Raw genomic sequence first — 17,369 nt, 5'->3', positions numbered from 1 at the left:
GGCGGGCCGGCAGCTCGGTTCCGACGACGATGGTGCATCGCCCGCGCGGCCGCCCACCAGGCAACCGACCGGCAATCGGGGTGCTGGTCGAAATGCCGCCCGGCCCCGCGTGAGTTACCGGCCGCTTGCCTGGCGGCCGCGGGAGGCGCGTGGCGATGATGCGCAGCATCCGGGCACGACACCGCGCCCCCGTGCGTACCGGACGTGCCGTTGAGACCGACCGGCACATGGGGGGCGACGCCCCCCATGTGCCGGTCGGTCTAAATCCTGGAGAGGACAAGTACGTTGGGAATCCCGGACCGGGGCCTGCTCACGTGGCTGGACGAGGCATCCACCGAACGCGGCCTGTACTACGCCAACCGCGGGGACGACTGGGACTTCTGGTCCTACCGCGACCTCGGCCAACTGGTGCTGAGGACGGCCGCCGCGCTGCGGGCGAAGGGCGTCGGGGAGGGCGACGTGGTGGGCCTGGTGCTGCGCTCCAGCCCGGGCTTCGTCGCCGGATTCTTCGGTGCGCTGGCCGCCGGGGCAACGCCGTGCTCCATCGCCCCGCCGTTCGCCTTCCAGCGGGCCGACGAGTACGAGCAGCACGCGGGTCATCTGTTCGAGACCGCTCGGCCCAAGTACACCATCTGCGACGACGAGTCGCTGGAGCGGATTCGCAAGATCACCGCCCCGGTGGGCCTGACCGAACCGGAGATCTTCGAGGAACTCGTCGCCGGTGTCGGCCCGTTGGAGAAGCCGCTGCCGCTGCCGGAGACCGCGCTGCTGCAGTTCACCTCGGGGTCGAGCGGCTTCTCACGCGGCGTGCGGATCTCCGCCGACGCCCTGCGGGCCAACCTCACCGGCATGCGCCGCTGGATCGGCTGGACCCCGGACCACCCCGGCATCAGCTGGCTGCCGGTGCACCACGACATGGGCCTCGTCGGCTTCCTGCTCAACGCGGTCGTCACCGGCTGCGACGGCTGGATGATGCAGCCGGACGACTTCATCCGCTCGCCGCTGCGGTATCTGCGCTGCATCAGCGAGAGGGGCGCCGCCATGACGGGCATGCCCAACTTCGGCCTGGCGTACATCCTGCGCCGGGTCAAGCCGGCCCAGCTGGAGGGGCTGCGGTTCGACTCGATGCGGGCCGTGATCATCGGCGCGGAGCGGGTCGACCCGCAGGTCCTCGATGACTTCCACGCGCTGCTGGGGCCGCACGGCCTCGACCGCGGCACCCTGCTCCCCGCGTACGGCGGCGCGGAGGCGACTCTCGCGGTGACCGGACTGCGCCCCGGGGAAGGCTGGTCGACGCAGGTGCCAGACGACGGCGACGCGTCGTCCCTCGCCGGAACCGCGGTGGTCGGCTGCGGCCGTCCGCTGGAGGGCCGGACGGTGACGATCGTGTCGGAGGACGGCGAGGAGCTGCCGGACGGGCAGGTCGGCGAGATCGTCGTCACCGGGGTGTCGATCGCGAGCGGGTACATAGGTGACGCGGGCTCAGCCTCCGGCACCAGCCTCGCCGGGGCGGGGCTGGATTCCGGGGACGCGGGCTTCGTGCGCGACGGGCAGCTGTTCGTGATCGGCCGGCTCGGTGACGGGCTCAAGGTGAGCGGGAAGATGGTCTTCGCCGAGAGCCTGGAGACCCTGCTGCACCAGCGGGGGATTCCCGAGCGCCGCGTCGCCGTCCTGCTCGGCGTCCGGGACGGTGTGCCGACAGGCGTGGCCGTGTTCGGCGGGGTACAGCCCGGCTGGCGGGAGAGCGCCCACGAGGTCCTGTCCGAGTGGCTCGGCGATGCGCACCTCCAGGCCGTCGAGCTGCCCCGGGGCGGCATCGCGGTCACCTCCAGCGGGAAGCCCCGCCGCCGGGTCATCTGGAAGGCGCTGTGCGCGGGTGAGTTCTCCGATACCACTGTGCCGCTGACCGCGGAGTGACCCGGGCAAAGACGGGACGGGGGTGACGCCGCCAAGCCGCTGGAGCGTCACCCACTACCGTCGGGGTAGCAATAGTGTGCGCCACACACTATTGTTTCTCTCGTGTCCTCCGTAGAAGAGCTGACTCTTGCCCAGGCCCATGAACTGCGCCGCGGGACGGTGGTCCTGGCCTGCCTGGCGCTGCTCCGGGAGCCGAGTTACGGCTATGCGCTCCTGGAGACGCTCAACGGCGCCGGGGTCACTGTCGACGGCAACACCCTCTACCCCCTGCTGCGCCGACTGGAGAAGCAGGGCCTGCTCACCAGCGAATGGAATACCGACGAGTCCCGGCCACGGAAGTTCTACCGCGTGAGCCCCGACGGCTCCCTGGTGCTCACCGGCCTGGTCCGCGAGTGGCAGGACCTCGCCGCCTCGATCTCAAGACTTACCAAGGAGAATGGATGAGCACGACCACGCTCACCGAGCGCTACGTGAACGAGGTCGTCCGGCGCCTCCCGGCGGACCAGCGGGACGACATCGCCGACGAGCTCCGCGCCATGATCGCCGACACCGTCGAAGCACGTGACCCGGCCGGTGCTCAGTCGGCGGAGCGCGAGGTGCTCACCGAGATGGGCGACCCCATCCGGTACGCGGCCCGCTACACGGACCGCCCGCTCGCGCTGATCGGGCCGGACTACTACCCGACGTACGTCCGCCTGCTGACGCTCCTCCTGAGCACCGTACTGCCGGCCATCACCGTCGTGTTCGTACTGATGGAACTGGCCGACACCCAGGACGTCGGCGCGGCCGTCGGTGAGGGCGTCAGCACGGTGCTCACGGTCGGCGCCCAGATGATCGCCGGGCTCACCGTGGTGTTCGCCCTGGCCGAGCGGGTCCGCAACCGCGACGGTGAGCTCGCCCGTACCGCCGACTGGACCCTCGACGACCTGCCCGAGGAGCGGCAGCCGGACAAGGGCGGCGTCGTGGCCTGCGCCGGGGCGGCGTGGTACACGCTGTTGATCTCGCTGATCGTGTGGCAGCACGTCGCGAAGCCCTTCCGGGCCGACGGCGACAGCCAGGGCATCGAGGTGCTCGACCCGGCCCTGTGGTCGGGATGGATCTGGCCCGTCCTCGTCGGCCTCGCCGGAATGCTGGCGGTCTCGCTGGCCCGGGTGACCGCGCGCGGCTGGACCGTTCGGCTGGCCGTCCTGAACGCCGTCGCCCAGGCGGTGTTCGCCCTGCCGCTGGCATGGGTCCTCCATCGCCGGCTGCTCTTCAACCCGGATTTCCTGGAGGTCGCCGGCACGGACGCGCTGACGCAGCAGGTCTACTCGGGGGCGGCGGTGATCGTGCTCGTCATGGGCGTGAGCGCGGTGGTGACGGGCTTCCGCTCGGTGCGGCGCTGACGGTGCCCCGGCGACCTCGGCCGTGCTGACGTCCGGTGCGGCGGACCATGCGGCGGTGCCCGGGCGAACGCGTTCACGCGCGCGTTCGCCCGGGCACCGTGAAGCCGGCCAGAAGCCCACCATGTTCGGACGGGGCCGGCCGTCAGCGGATCCGCATGGCTTCCGGGCGCACCAGGTTCTCGGCGAGCAGCAGCTCCTTCACCTTGTCCGAGAGCATGTCCAGCTGCCGGAGCACATGGATGACCTGCTGGAACAGCATCTGCCGGTAGGTGGCCATCATCGGGTTGGTCCGGGCGAAGTGCAGACCCTTGTCCACGTCGAGCTCCATCCGCTCCCAGACCTCACGCAGCATGAACCGGCGGGACATCAGCTGGATCGCCTCCAGCAGGAAGTCCTCGCGCTCGCGCAGTTCGGCGGAGGTGACCTGCCCGTACATGCCGGTGAGCGCGGTGACTCCGAAGGCGATGTGCCGGGCCTCGTCCTGCGCGACCATCTTGGTGATCTGCCGGATCACCGGATCGCCGAAGCCGCTGCTCGCGAGCCGGAGCGCGGTGATCGCCAGGCCCTCGACGACCACCTGCATGCCGAGGTAGACGATGTCCCACCTGGACTCCGACAGCAGGTCGTGGAGCAGCGTCTTGAGTCCGGGGTTGATCGGGTAGACGGATTTCAGCTTCTCGTCGACGTAGCGCCCGAAGGCCTCGACGTGCCGGGCCTCGTCGGCGACCTGTGAGGCGGCATAGGTCTTGGCATCGAGGTCGGGCACGGTCTCGACGAGGCGGGCCGTGGTCACCAGCGCGCCCTGCTCGCCGTGCAGGAACTGGCTGCACATCCACGCCTGGTACTCCCAGCGGAACTGGGTGAGCAGTTCGCGCGGCACCGGGCTGCCCTCGCCGACGACGAAGGACGCGAGCCTCGCACCGTTCTCCTCCGTCAGTTCGGCGCCGAACCGGACGTCGTGATCCCAGTCGATGTCGGTGGTGGCGTTCCACTGCGAGACCTTGTTCTTCTCGTAGAGGTTCCACACACGGCTGTCGCGGTCGCCGTAGTTCCAGTTCAGGCAGGCCTTGAACATCGCATCGACCTCCATGAGGTCGGCCTTGACGGCGTCCAGGGTGAAGAGCGTCGTGTCGGACGCCTCGTCGGGAACTGTGGTCATTGGATTGCGGTCCACCCCTCGGGCCCGGAACAGGACTGTTTTCCGCCAGTCTTGGTGGCCTGCGGAACCCGCCTCCAGGCAGTGGTCCGGGCAACTTGGCGGCAGACCGGTTGCCGGTCCCCGTGCCTGGTCCCGCCGGCACCGCCGCCCCACGATGAGCGGAACAGGCTGCCGCCCTCGATGCGAACCGGCCGACGAGAGGAGCCATATGGGAACCCCTGCCGCCACACCGGCCACCTCCCTCGGCAGCGCGCCGACGCCCGACCGGGACCGTCCGTGGATCGTCGGCCGGGTGACCGTGCCCCGCCCGCGGCTGCGGCTGATCTGCCTGCCGCAGGCGGGCAGCAGCGCGGGCTCGTTCGCGCCCTGGCGCCTCGTGCCGCCGCCCGGGGTGGAACTCGCGACAGTGGAGCTGCCCGGTCGGGGCGTGCGCAGCGCGGAGCGAGTGCCCGACACCCTCGAAGAGCTGGCCGATGACGTGATCGATGGCATTCCGGACGAACTCGACGGGCCCTATGCGCTCTTCGGGCACAGCTTCGGCGCGCTGCTCGCCTACGAGATCGCCGTACGCGTCAGCCGGCGCGGTCTTCCCGCGCCCCGCGCGCTGCTCGTGTCCGCTTCACGGGCGCCGCACGCCCCGGTGCGCAGGCGGGTCTCGGATCTGGACGACTCCGGTCTGCTCGCCTGGCTGGACGGGTTCGGCGGCTTCCCTCCGGAACTGGCGCGCTACCCGGCGTACTTGCAGTACGCGCTGCGTACGATCCGCCGCGACCTCGCCCTCACCGAGGTCTACCGGGCCGCCGGGCCGGTACCGGTCGACTGCCCGCTGCACGTCTTCGGCGGCACCGAGGACCCGCTCGTGAGCGAGGCGCAGCTGGAGTCCTGGCGCGACTGCGCTGCGGCCGACTTCACGGTCCGGCTGCTGCCCGGCGGGCACGACTACCTCTTCACCGGAGCGTCGGCCACACTCGACGCCCTCGTGGCGACGCTTCGCTGACCGGCGTCGGGGGCGAGGCCGTAAGAGCAGGCGCCCTCCATCGGAGCTGATCCGCTCACCGGTAGTCCGGTCCGGCCGAAGGGCCGGTGCCAGGCAGGGAAGCTGCCGGTCGGCTGCCTGTCCCGCACTCCGGCCGTGGGAGAGCATCGCCCTGTCGGTCGTATCCCCCCTCCCGTTCCACAGACCGCTACCCGCCGCAGTCCACACCGTCCGCCTACGGGGAAGACCTCACAGTGAACGAAGTGCCTCAGTCGCCGATCGAGTCCGCACTGCCCCTCACGCCGCTGCAGGAAGGCATGCTCTTCCACGCGCTGTACGACTCCGAGGCCGTGGACGTCTACAACATCCAGGCCGACTTCGAGCTGCTCGGGGATGTCTCGGCAGAGCGGCTGCGCGCGGCCTGCGCCGCCACGCTCGCGCGTCATGCCATCCTCCGGACCGGCTTCCGCCTGCGCGGGAACGGGCAGCCGGTGCAGCTGGTGCGCCGCTCCGTGGAGACGCCATGGACGGAGCTCGACCTGTCCGCGGAATCCGAGTCCGCGGGCCGGGAACGGCTGCTGGCCTTTCTTGAGGAGGAGCGGCTGCGCCGCTTCGACATGGCGGCGCCGCCGTTGATGCGGTTCGCGCTGATCCGGCTGGCGGAAGGACGGCACGCATTCGTTCTGACGTACCATCACATTCTTCTGGACGCCTGGTCGTTGCCGCTGGTGCTGCAGGACCTGCTCGCGCTGTACCGGGGCAACGGCGAGGCGGACAGCGGGCTCGCTCCCGTCACCCCTTTCTCCGACTTCCTGCGGTGGCTCTCCCGGCAGGACCGCCCCGCCGCGGAACAGGCCTGGCAAGGCGCCCTCCAGGGCCTGGAGGAACCGACGCTCGTCGCTCCCGGCGCGCCGTCGGCGGGCGCCGGCGCGATGCCCGGACTGACCTACATGACGCTCCCGGAGCACACGACCGAGGCACTGTCGGCGATCGCCCGGCAGCACGGCCTCACCCTCAACACGGTGGTACAGGGCCTCTGGGCGCTGCTGCTCTCCCTGCTGACCGGGCGGGACGACGTGGTCTTCGGCCAGACCGTGCACGGCCGCCCGCCGCAGTTGCGCGGCGCCGATTCCATGGTGGGCCTGCTCATGAACGCGGTCCCGGTCCGGGTGCGGATCGCCCCCGCGGAGTCGATGGCCGCCCTCTTCGCCCGGATCCAGGACGAGCAGTACGGGCTCGACCCGCACCACCACCTCGGGCTGGCCGAGGTGCAGCGGCTGGCCGGGCTCGGCGCGCTCTTCGACACCTCGACCGGGTTCGGCAACGCGCCCTTCGACTGGGCATCCGTGCAGGAGATCGTGCCCGGCCTGCGGGTGGCTCTGCTGGAGGCAGACACAGAGGCGAGCGGGCAACAGGAGATCACCGGCTCCACCCACTACCCGCTGAGCGTCTTCGCCACCCCCGGCCCCCAACTGCGCCTCGAACTCAACTACCGCACCGATCTGTTCGACGCCGACCGCATGGACCTGATCTGCTCCCGGCTGCGGTTGCTGCTCGACACCTTCGTCGAGGATCCCACGACCCCTGTCGCGGCCATCCCGCTGATGGCTCCCGACGAGCGGGCCCAGGTGCTGGACGCATGGGGCAGCGGCGGCCCGGGGACAGAGCCGCAGCCGGCTGCCGGGCGCCGGCCGGCGACACTCCCCCAGCGGTTCGAGGAGCAGGTGCACGCGACGCCGGAGGCGATGGCCGTGGCCGACGCGGAACGCTCGCTCGACTACCGCGGTCTCGACGAGGCGGCCAACCGGCTCGCCCGGCTGCTGCTGGCGCGCGGGGTACGGCCCGGTGACCTCGTCGCCGTGGCGCTGCCGCGCTCCACGGACCTGGTCGTGGCCCTGCTCGCCGTCCTGAAGACGGGGGCCGGGTATGTGCCGATCGACCTCGGATACCCCGAGGAGCGCATCTCGTTCATGCTCGACGACGCCGCTCCGTCGGTCGTCCTCTGCGCCGACATCACGCATCCGGCGCTCACCGGGCGCCCGTCGGTGGTTCCGGTCGCCGATCCGGCCGTACGGAACGAGCTGGCACTGCTGCCGGGGCACCGGGTGGACGACTCCGAGCGCGGTGCACCGGTGCGGCTCGCGGACATCGCCTACGTCATCTACACATCGGGATCGACCGGCCGCCCCAAGGGCGTCGCGGTGGAGCACCGTACGGTCGACGGCTACCTCGACTTCGCCCGCGCGGCCTACCCGGGCCTCGCCGAGCAGGCTCTGGTGCACTCGCCGCCCTCCTTCGACCTCACCGTCACCGGCGTCTTCGGGCCGCTGCTCTCGGGCGGCCTGGTGCGGATCGTCGACCTGGACGACTTCGACGCTCCGGTCGGACACGGTCCCCTGGGCGGGGCGCCCGCGTTCGTGAAGGCCACGCCGAGCCACCTGCCGGTGCTGGCCGCGTCCCAGGAGTGGTACTCACCGACCCGTGACCTGGTCCTGGGCGGAGAACAGCTGACCGGCGAGGCGCTGGCGGAGTGGCGCGAGGGCCACCCGGGGGTGACGGTCGTGAACGAATACGGCCCCACCGAGGCGACCGTGGGCTGCATGGAGTACCGCCTGGAGCCCGGGGACCCGCTGCCGCAGGGCGCGGTGCCGATCGGCCGGCCCGTCGCCGGTGCCCGGACATATGTGCTGGATGCGCTGCTGCGCCCGGTACCGCCGGGCATCCCCGGCGAGCTGTACATCGGCGGTGCCGTACTCGCCCGTGGATACGTCAACCGGCCGGGTCTCTCGGCGTCCCGCTTCGTCGCCGATCCCTTCGGCGCGCCCGGCACCCGGATGTACCGCACCGGGGACATCGCCTGGTGGCGGCCCGACGGAGTCATGGTCTACGGCGGCCGGACCGACGACCAGGTCAAGGTGCGCGGCTTCCGGATCGAGCTGGGCGAGGTCGAGACCGTGGTCGCCTCCGACCCCGCCGTCGCACAGGTCTCGGTGGTGGTCCGGCAGGACCGGCTCGGGGCACCTCGGCTGGTGGCGTACGTCGTGGCGGCGGCCGGCCGGGACGCCGAACTCGCCACGCTCGACGAGCGGATCGGGGCGCGGCTGCCCGCGTACATGGTTCCGGCCGCCTTCGCAGAACTGCCCGCACTGCCGTTGACGCCGAACGGCAAGGTCGACCGGGCGGCACTGCCCGATCCGGACGCGGACGAGGCGCCACGGCAGCGGACGCAGGCGCCGGGGGCTCAGCGGAGCCCCGAACCGGACGAGCGGGCCGGGGCAGCGAGCCCCGAACCGGATGAGCCGGCCGACAGCCCCCGCCCGGCCGCCGACATCGAGGCGATCCTCACCGGGTTGTTCGCACAGGTCCTGGCCCTGGCCGACGCGGAACCCGGAGACGACTTCTTCACCCTCGGCGGCGACTCCATCACCGCCATCCAGCTCGTCGCCCGCGCACGCAAAGCAGGCGTGCGCCTCACCCCCAAACACCTCTTCACCCACCGCACTGCCACCGCGCTCGCCGCATTCCTGCTGCAACAGGGCGAACAGAAGACGGCGGGAGGGTCCCGCACGGGTGGCGAGGCGTCCTCCCCGACCGCCGCCACGCCGATCATGCACTGGCTGCGGGAGAACGGCGGGACGGTCGACGCCTTCCACCAATCGACGCTGCTGCGGGTGCCGCCCGGGCTCGGCACCGAGAAACTGGCCCTCGCGGTCCGGGCTGTCGCCGAGCGGCACCAGGCGCTCAGCGGGCACCTGCGGCCGGACGGGTCCCTCGCCCTGGAGCCGGTGAACCCGGCAGGGCTGCGGGGCCGGGTGCGGCGGGTCGACGTCTTCGGCCTCACCCCCGACGGCCTGCGCGCCCGGATCGCCGAGTGCGCCCGGGAGGACGCCGGGGCGCTCGCCCCGCGGGACGGCGCGATGCTGCGGGTCACCTGGTTCGACGCCGGCGAGGGCCGGCAGGGCCGGTTGCTCGTCACCGTCCACCACCTGGCCGTCGACGCGGTCTCCTGGCACATCCTGCTGACCGACCTGTACACCGCCTGGGAGAGGGCGGTGGCGGGCACCGTCCCACGCCTGGAGCCGGTTCCGGTCCCGCTCCGGGAGTGGAGCCGTGCGCTGCACACGGCCGCGAAGACCCCCGCCGTGCTGGACGAACTTCCCTTCTGGCACCGGACCCTGGCCGCGAGCGGTGCCGCGCTCACCGATGCCCGGCTCTCACCGTCCAGGGACGTCTACGCGGCAGCCGGCGAGCTCAACCTCACGCTGCCCACGGATCTGACCGCGTCACTGCTCACGACGATTCCGGCCGCCTTCGGCAGCCGCACGGACGAGGTCCTGCTCACCGGCCTGGCACTCGCCGTCGCCGCCTGGCGGCGTGACCAGGGCCGTGGCGACAGCACCGCGGTGCTGGTCGACGTGGAGGGACACGGCCGCGAGGACATCTCCGAGGACATCGACCTGTCGGAGACCGTCGGCTGGCTCACCTCGCTGTACCCGGTACGGATCGACGCCGGGTTCGGCGACTGGGCTCCGGACGGCGACCCGGCGGACGCGCGCCTCGGCGAGGCCCTGAGCCGGATCACCGCCCAGCTCGCGACGGTCCCGCGGCGCGGGATCGGATTCGGCCTGCTGCGCCATCTGAACCGGGACACGTCCGTCGGGCTGTCCGCCTGCCCGGCCCCGCAGATCGGGTTCAACTACCTGGGCCGACAGGACGGTTCGGGCCAGGAGGACTGGGACGTGGCGCCCGAGTCGGACGCGCTGCCCGTAGGAGCCGATCCCCGGATGCCGATGTCCCACGTCGTCGAGGTGAACGCGGCGGTCGAGGACACCCCGGCGGGACCGCAGTTGGTCGCCCACTGGTTGTGGGCCCGCCGCCTCCTTCCCGAGGCGGACGTGAACGCGCTGACCCGGCTCTGGGTCGAGGCGCTTCGTGCACTGGTGGCGTACGGAACGGCCGCACCGAAGTCCGGCCTGCGTCCGGCTTCCGCGCACCCCGTGGGAGCAGGGGAGGTGGACGAGGAAGAGCTGGCCCGGCTCAGCACCCGCACGGGCCTGCCCCTCGCCGAGGTGCTGCCGATGACGCCGCTGCAGGAGGGGCTGCTCTTTCACGCCCGTTACGACAGGCGGGACTTGGACGTCTACAACGTGCAGATCTCCCTGGAGGTACAGGGCGCGCTCGACCTCGATCGGCTCCGGGACGCCTGCGATGCGGTGCTGCGGCGCCACCCGATGCTGCGCGCGGGCTTCCTGCAGCTGCGGTCGGGCGAGCCGGTGCAGGTCGTCCCCGAGGGGGTCCGGATGCCCTGGCACTCCCACGACCTGACCGGCCTCGACCCGCAGGAGCGGGCCGAGCGGCTGGACGCGCTGCTCGACTCCGACCGCCGGCGGCGGTTCGACCCGGCGCTGCCGCCGCTGATGCGCTGCACGCACATCGCGCTGGCCGATTCCCGGAACCAACTGGTGCTGACCATGCACCACCTGATCGTGGACGGCTGGACCACCTCGCTGGTGCTGCGCGACCTGCTCGCGCTGTACGACGGGGCCGGTGGCGAGAGCGGCCTTCCGGCGCCCGTCCACTACCGCGACTACCTGCGGTGGCTGGCCGCCCAGGACCACGACGAGGCGCGCGCCGCCTGGCGGGAGGCGCTGGCGGGTCTGAAGGAACCCACGCTGGTCGCTCCGGACGTGGACACCGCACGGGTGCGTGCGCTGCCGGAGCGCATCGCCGTCGAGCTGTCCGAGGCGGAGACCGCCGCGCTGCGCGATACGACGCTCTTCCGTGGCGTCACGCTCAACACACTGGTCCGGGTGGCATGGGCGCTGTGCCTGCACCGGCAGACCGGTCAGCGGGACATCACCTTCGGCGCCACGGTCTCGGGCCGGCCGGCCGAACTTCCGGGCGTCGAGGAGATGGTGGGCCTGTTCATCAACACCGTGCCGGTACGGGTGCGTCTGGACCCGGCCGAGCCGGTGGGTGAACTCGTGGACCGCATGCAGCAGTTGCATGCGGAGCTCCTCCCGTACCACCACCTCGCCCTGACCGACATCCAGCGGGCCGCGGGTCTGGGGACACTGTTCGACAGCTGCGTCGTCTTCGAGAACTACCCGAACGCCGAGAGCATGCCGAGCGGTCCGGACGACGACCTGCGGTTGCTGGACATCGCCGGTTACGACGGCTACCACTATCCGCTGAAGCTGATGGCCGCCCCCGACGAGCGGCTCCACCTGGAGGTCAGTTACCGCCCCGACCTCTTCGACGCCGATCTCGCACAGCAGGTGGCCGACTGGCTGCGGTCCCTGCTGACCGAGCTGCCCCGTTCGCTGGAAGCTCCGACGGAGCGGTTCCTGACTTCCGCGGCGCCGTCGGCCGTCGGGCCCGGGCCGCAGCAGGTGCTGCTGTGCGAGCTGATCGCCAAGGTGCTGGGACGCGCCTTCGTCAGCCCTGACGACGACGTGTTCGACCTCGGCTGCACCTCGTTGACGGCGCTGCGCCTGGCGGGCCGGATCGAAACGGCGCTGGGGCGGAACGTAGACATCGAGACCGTCTTCCGCTGCCGCACCGCGCGGGCCCTCGCCGAGGCGCTCACGTCGGAACACCACGAAACTCCAGTCCCGAACATCTCGCTACCCGACAGCCGGCGGGCAGCCGGCCCCGAACAAGAAGGACTCAACCCATGACGAACCCCTTCGACAACGAGGACGGTACGTTCCACGTGCTCGTCAACGAAGAACGCCAGCACTGCCTGTGGCCCGCATTCGCCGTGGTGCCCGCGGGCTGGGACATCGTCGTAGCCGAGACCGACCGGCAGAAGTGCCTTGAGTACATCGAGACGAACTGGACGGACATGCGTCCCGCGAGTCTTGCCCACGCGGCCGACGCGTCCTGAGAGGTGGCCACAACGGACCGAAGGCCGGCGACAGCTGTCGCCGGCCTTCGGTCCGTCCGGGCAGACCACGCACCGGCGGTTCACCGGTGCGATCGCGACGCTGAACACCCCCGGGCCGTCGCCGGGACAGCCCGGCAGAGGCGCCGTCGAGTGACCCGGCGAGGAGTTGCCCCGGCAACCGCGCCCGCCGCGTCACTCCTCGTCGCGCAGCCGGGCCGCCAAGGAGCTCAGCGGCTCGGCCTCCTCGGTGTGGCCCAGGGCGGTCAGGCGGGAGACCGCCGCGTCGAGGCGGTTGAGGGCGGGGGCGGGGCGTTTCAGGTACATACCCTCCACGGCACCCGCGAGACGGACGCACTCGGCCCACTCGCCGGCGCGGTCCTCCTCCGGTCCCGGCTCGCCGAGCAGGGCGAGGGCCTTCTCCAGGGCGGCCAGGGCGTCCTCGTACTCACCGGCGTAGGCATTGACCCGCCCGTGTTCGTAGGCCAGGGCGCTGTCCAGGGAGCGGCCGCAGGCCTCGTACGCGGCGGCGCGGGCCGCGTCGGCGATCCGGCCGGCGTCGGCGAGGAGGGCGAGGGCGTCGGCCAGGCCGTCGGGCCCCTGCTGCTGGGCCTGAAGGCGGGCGAGTTCGCGCAGGCAGTTGCTGAGCTGCTCATAGCGCGGGGCCCGGGCATGGGCGGCGAGTGCCTGGTCCGCGGCCTCGCGGGCCCGGCCGAACTCGCCGGACTCGCCGAGGAGTACGGCCGTCTCCGCGGCGATCATGGCATGGCTCCCCGGGTCGTCGTCCCAGCCGGCCGACTCGGCCGCGAGGGCGACGAACTCCGCCGCGGCGGCCTTGATGTCCTCCCCCGCGTGCAGCGCGCGGGCGCGGGTCAGGCGCAGCTGAGCGACAAGCCGGTCGTCCTGTTCTCCGGCGGCAACGTCCGGTTCGGCCAGGAGGGAGTCGAGCAGAGCGATGCAGTCCTCGACGCGGCCCAGGTCGAGGCAGAGCTGAGCCGCGTTGCTGTACGCGCAGAACGCGTCCGTCCGGCTGCCGCGGCGCAGGTCCAGCTCCGCCGAGCGCGTCAGGTGCCGCAGTGCCTCGTCGGGGCGACCGAGGTGCATGCAGGCCTCGGCCAGATCACCGTGGAGGCGGGCGGTGTCGACCACGTCGGCCGGCCAGTCGGTGGCCAGTCGCAGGCTCTCGGCCAGGTCCGCGTGCGCGGCCTGCGCGTCCCGGAGGCCGAGCTGGAGCCGGCCACGCAGTCCGAGCGTGCGGGGCAGGTGCCAGGCGGGGCCGTGCGTCCTCAGCCGGTCGAGGAGGCCGTCGGCCTCGGTGACCGCGGCGGGCAGGTCGCCGGAGATGGCGTAGGTGCTGGCCCGCAGCAGCAGGGCGCCGGAGATCTGCCCGACGACGTCGTGCCGGGTGGCGAACGCGTGCAGCAGGTCCACCTCGGCAAAGACCGGCGCGACGTGCTCCTTGCTCCCCGACGTCTGCAGGCGTATGCCGAGCGCGGTCGCCCGCAGCCGCAGCAGGCGGGCCTCATGGTAGGGGGCGAGGCCGGGCGTCTCCTCGTGCAGCCGGACCACGGACGCGTGGGCGGCGGTCAATGCGGCGGCCTTCGCCTCGGCTCCGTCGACACCCTCCGCGGGGATCTCGGCGGCGGCGAGCAGGGCGCAGGCGCGGGCGAGCGCCGCGTCACCCGGCACTCCGGCGTCGTCGTACAGGCCGGCGGCCTCCTCGTGGAGAGCGGCGGCGTCGGCGAACTCGTCCTTCTCGCCCGCCCGGCTCGCCTCGTCGCTCAGCAGGTCCGCGCACAGCTGTACGAGCGGGCCCACGGACGGGTCGTCGGGGTGGGTGTAGTCGCGGGCGGCGACGAGCGTGCGCAGCTGCGCCCAGCAGGCCTGTGCACCCGGGTGCCCCTGCTCGTCCAACGCCCGTGCCTGGCAGATGAGTTCCGGCAGCGAGTCCGGGACAGCGGCGGTCGTACGGGTGGCGGGCGCGGCAACCGGGGCGGCCGGGGTCACGTCGTCGAGGCTGCGGGTGCGCAGGGTCAGTTCCAGCGCGTCCAGGAGCGGGGCACGGTCGAGGCGGGCCCTGCGGCGGTCGGTGTGGGCCGTGGTTCCGTTGCGGGCGTCGAAGCGGGCGGCGAGGTCGTCGGCGCGCCCCCGCACCTCGGCGCGCAGGCCGGCCACCGTCCAGGTGCGGCCCGCGTACCCGGCGGCGGGCAGTTCGCCGTGGCCGAGAAGCTCGACGCGCTGGAGGAGGACCTCCACGCTGGTGAGGAAGTCGAACAGGTCCAGCGGCGAGTCCACCTCGTCGAACAGGTTCCGGTTCTCGGCGAGCAGTTCCAGGCCGCGTGCCTCGTTGCCGGTCAGCGCGCAGAACTCCAGGTGCCGGCCGACCTCTCCGGACATCGAGGGGTTGCGGCGGCAGCCGCGGTAGCCGGCGAGGTGCAGTTCGCGGGCCCGGTCGATGCGGCCGGTGCGCAGCAGGGGCAGCAGCGCGTGCGAGACGGAGCGGGCCGGCTCCTCCTGGCAGGATTCCTTGCCGGCCAGGACGGGCTCCCAGACGCCCAGCGCCCGCTCGTCGTCGCCCGCCGCGAGGTGGTACAGGGCGCGCTCACAGACCTCGCAGGCCTCGCAGTCGCTGAGCTCGGTCCGGCGGCGGCCCGCCCACAGCTCGTAGGCGAGGGCGGTGTCCTCGCCGACGTGGGCGGCGAGCTGGTACGCCTGTCCGTAGTAGGGCTGGAGGCCCAGGCCGGCCTTCTCGTACCGGTCGCGCATCTCCGTCAGCCACTGGCGCAGGCTGGCCAGTGGCATCTCGGGCAGCGCGCGCAGGGCGTTGGCCACCCACTTGAACCGCCAGAACAGCGTGTGGCGGCGGCGTTCGTCGAAGACGTCGGGCTGCTCGTCGAACAAGGTGAGCAGGCGGGCGAAGACGACGGGCGACTTCCGGGGTTCGGAGCCGTAGGTGTACGCCTCCTGGAGTTCGAGGAGCGCGTGAACGAGCGGGACGGGCTCCGCGAACTGCTCGGCGGCGTCCACGAGTTCCTCAGCGGTGACGGTGCGGGTGCGGCCGTAGGGGCGCCGGTCGTTCTCCTGGAGCGCCCGGTACAGCTCGTCGGTGGTCTGGGGTGCGGTCGTCATCGTCAGCTGTCCTTGCGGAGGGCGTGGGCGAGGAGGTCGAGGAAGGAGCGGTTGATGAGGCTCGATTCGGCGGGCCTGAGCGGGCGTCGGGACAGCAGCGCGGCCTGCCCGTAGAGGGCTTCGGCGCTGGTGCGGGCCAGCTCGGGCTCGTCGATGGCGACGGCGGCGCGGACCAGCGGGTTGAGCTGGTTGAGGATCAGTTGGGCCTGCGGGGCCTCCTGGCGCAGAGCGCCGAGGATGTCGCCCCACAGGCCGCCCTCCTGCTCACGGGCGAGCTGGGAGCGAGTGCGCTCGTGCCGGGCCTCGCGGCTGTCGACGAGGAGGGCGGGGGCGGAGGCGGGCTGGAAGGTGCGCAGCGCGACGTCGCAGTCGAAGACGGCGAGAGCATCGCGGGCCAGGGCGAGGTAGGCCACGGCGGCCAGTTCCGTCTCACGGTCGACGGGGTCGAGGTGGGCGGTGAGAGTCGCCGGGTCGAGGTCGGCGACGCTGGCCTCGGGCCTGATCTCGGGCAGCCGGTGGACCAGTTCACGGTCGTATGTGTAGCCGCCGTTGACGACGCCGAGCCCGGCGGCCGAGGCGATCGCCGCGACCTGCCGGAACTCCTCCACGCTCGACGTCACGAGCACGGTGCGGTGGGCGCGCGCGAACTCGTCGAGGGTGGTGTGCCCGTCGGTGGTCTCGAACGGCAGCCAGGGCAGCAGCATCCGCAGGATCTCGTCGTCGTGCACCGCGAGCGACTTCACGGCCAGGTGGTGGGCCTGGAGGAAGCGGGCGAGCAGGTCCGGGTCGCTGGCGGCGGCCCGGGCAATCCACGCGCGCAGCCGCTCGGCGAGGGCGTCACGAACGGCGGCGAGCGTGTCGTCCTCGTACAGGGACTCGCGGGACGCCGTCGGGCGCAGGCTCTCGGCGTCGACGACGCAGCGGACGAAGAACGCCCACTCGGGCAGGATCTCCTCGGCCTGCTCGGACAGCAGCATGCCCTTGACGTGCACGCGGTGGCCGTGGCGGCGCCCGGCCGGCACCGCCTCGGGCAGCACGCACGCGATGCCCTTCAGGCCCACGGCCGGCAGGTCGAGCTCGATGGTGTCCAGCGGCGTGAACCCGAAGACCTCCTCGCCGTACGCGGCCAGCGCGCGCGAACGGGCTCCCGGGGTGGGGTGCGTACGCGCCCATGGTGCGGGCTCGGGGTTGACGGACGCACCCGGGCCGCCCGTGCCGTCGTCGAAGGTCACCGGGTGGCGCAGCAGGGAGCCGAAGTGCCGGGCCAGCGCGTGCACCTGCACCGGCCGGGTCCACTCACCCGTGTCGGCGCGCGGCGTCAGCGTGACGGTGGTACCGGGCCGGGGGCGGGCGGATGCGGGCAGGGTGCGGACGGTGTAGCTGCCGTCGCCGCGTCCCCGCCACTCCACGGCGCATGCGTCGGGGGTACGGGCGGAGCGGCTCAGGACATGGATCTCGTCCGCGACCAGGAAGCAGGAGAGCAGGCCGATTCCGAACTGGCCGATGAAGTCGCCGCGTTGCTCGGCGATCCTCCCCCAGCCTCGAATGGGCTCGTCCGGGGCGACCCCCATGGCACGCTTGCTGCTGCGGCCGATCGTGGCGAGGAAGGTGTGCACGTCGGCCTCGGTGAGACCGACGCCGTCGTCCTCGATGCGTACCACCGAACCGTCGGCGTACAGGCGGATACCGAAGGCGTCGGCGGGGGCGTCCGGTTCGAGACCGTGCCGGGCGGTCAGCGCGTCCACCGCGTTCTGCAGGAGTTCGCGCAGGTAGACGCGAGGGCTGGAGTAGAGGTGGTGGGAGAGGAGATCGACGAGGCCGCGCAGATCCACCTGGAAGGTGCGATCGGCGCCGGCCGGGGTCGCGGCGGTGTCGGGAAGAGTCATCGGGCAGTCCGAAGGGGGAGAGGCGACTGGT

9 protein-coding genes are annotated in these 17,369 nt (G+C 72.2%); 6 read left to right on the top strand and 3 right to left on the bottom strand.

The genetic code is table 11. From position 1 onward, the window contains the following. Nucleotides 1–285 precede the first annotated feature (285 nt). From ACH4EW_RS07995 to ACH4EW_RS07985, 3 genes are all read left to right on the top strand, one after another. Complete coding sequence (locus tag ACH4EW_RS07995) at nt 286–1,917, top strand: AMP-binding protein (RefSeq protein ID WP_398252990.1); 1,632 nt, start codon at nt 286–288, stop codon at nt 1,915–1,917. Nucleotides 1,918–2,019: 102 nt separating this feature from the next. Continuing rightward, nucleotides 2,020–2,361, top strand: a complete 342-nt coding sequence (locus tag ACH4EW_RS07990) for a PadR family transcriptional regulator (RefSeq protein ID WP_398252987.1) — start codon at nt 2,020–2,022, stop codon at nt 2,359–2,361. Next, entirely contained in the window at nt 2,358–3,302 is a 945-nt protein-coding gene (locus tag ACH4EW_RS07985) for an HAAS signaling domain-containing protein (protein WP_398252984.1), read from the top strand. Before ACH4EW_RS07990 ends, ACH4EW_RS07985 begins: the two co-directional genes overlap by 4 nt. A gap of 142 nt (nt 3,303–3,444) precedes the next feature. Here the strand turns inward: ACH4EW_RS07985 and ACH4EW_RS07980 are convergent, their stop codons facing one another. Continuing rightward, the gene (locus tag ACH4EW_RS07980; RefSeq protein ID WP_398252981.1) at nt 3,445–4,461 is read right to left on the bottom strand and encodes a diiron oxygenase; all 1,017 of its coding nucleotides are present in this window, start codon (nt 4,459–4,461) and stop codon (nt 3,445–3,447) included. A gap of 208 nt (nt 4,462–4,669) precedes the next feature. Here ACH4EW_RS07980 and ACH4EW_RS07975 point away from each other — a divergent pair, with 208 nt between their 5' ends. The 3 genes from ACH4EW_RS07975 to ACH4EW_RS07965 all read left to right on the top strand — a co-directional run bounded on the left by ACH4EW_RS07975 (nt 4,670) and on the right by ACH4EW_RS07965 (nt 12,326). Then, nucleotides 4,670–5,458 carry a thioesterase II family protein gene (locus tag ACH4EW_RS07975; protein ID WP_398252978.1) on the top strand — a complete coding sequence of 263 codons (789 nt, stop codon included), beginning with the start codon at nt 4,670–4,672 and terminating at the stop codon, nt 5,456–5,458. 242 nt (nt 5,459–5,700) lie between these two features. Then, on the top strand, nt 5,701–12,117 hold the full coding sequence (locus ACH4EW_RS07970; protein ID WP_398252976.1) for an amino acid adenylation domain-containing protein: 6,417 nt from the start codon (nt 5,701–5,703) through the stop codon (nt 12,115–12,117). Then, nucleotides 12,114–12,326 (top strand): MbtH family protein, encoded by a 213-nt coding sequence (locus ACH4EW_RS07965; RefSeq protein ID WP_398252973.1) that lies wholly within the window; start codon nt 12,114–12,116, stop codon nt 12,324–12,326. The genes ACH4EW_RS07970 and ACH4EW_RS07965 overlap by 4 nt, the downstream gene beginning before the upstream one ends. A gap of 192 nt (nt 12,327–12,518) precedes the next feature. Here the strand turns inward: ACH4EW_RS07965 and ACH4EW_RS07960 are convergent, their stop codons facing one another. Then, nucleotides 12,519–15,452, bottom strand: a complete 2,934-nt coding sequence (locus ACH4EW_RS07960; RefSeq protein WP_398252970.1) for a hypothetical protein — start codon at nt 15,450–15,452, stop codon at nt 12,519–12,521. Nucleotides 15,453–15,454: 2 nt separating this feature from the next. Beyond that, nucleotides 15,455–17,338: an HSP90 family protein gene (locus ACH4EW_RS07955; RefSeq protein WP_398252967.1), complete on the bottom strand. Its 1,884-nt coding sequence runs from the start codon at nt 17,336–17,338 to the stop codon at nt 15,455–15,457. Nucleotides 17,339–17,369 lie beyond the last annotated feature (31 nt).

The sequence above is a fragment of the Streptomyces sp. NPDC018000 genome, from assembly GCF_044328025.1.
Taxonomy (GTDB): Bacteria; Actinomycetota; Actinomycetes; order Streptomycetales; family Streptomycetaceae; genus Streptomyces.
Note: the sequence above shows the minus strand (reverse complement) of the source record. Positions and strands in the feature narration are given on the sequence as shown.

Excerpts from the sequence above, each read along its gene's own strand:
- ACH4EW_RS07985 (WP_398252984.1), top strand. The coding sequence starts at position 2,358 with ATGAGCACGACCACGCTCACCGAGCGCTACGTGAACGAGGTCGTCCGG.
- ACH4EW_RS07980 (WP_398252981.1), bottom strand. The coding sequence starts at position 4,461 with ATGACCACAGTTCCCGACGAGGCGTCCGACACGACGCTCTTCACCCTG.
- ACH4EW_RS07975 (WP_398252978.1), top strand. The coding sequence starts at position 4,670 with ATGGGAACCCCTGCCGCCACACCGGCCACCTCCCTCGGCAGCGCGCCG.
- ACH4EW_RS07965 (WP_398252973.1), top strand. The coding sequence starts at position 12,114 with ATGACGAACCCCTTCGACAACGAGGACGGTACGTTCCACGTGCTCGTC.
- ACH4EW_RS07960 (WP_398252970.1), bottom strand. The coding sequence starts at position 15,452 with ATGACGACCGCACCCCAGACCACCGACGAGCTGTACCGGGCGCTCCAG.
- ACH4EW_RS07955 (WP_398252967.1), bottom strand. The coding sequence starts at position 17,338 with ATGACTCTTCCCGACACCGCCGCGACCCCGGCCGGCGCCGATCGCACC.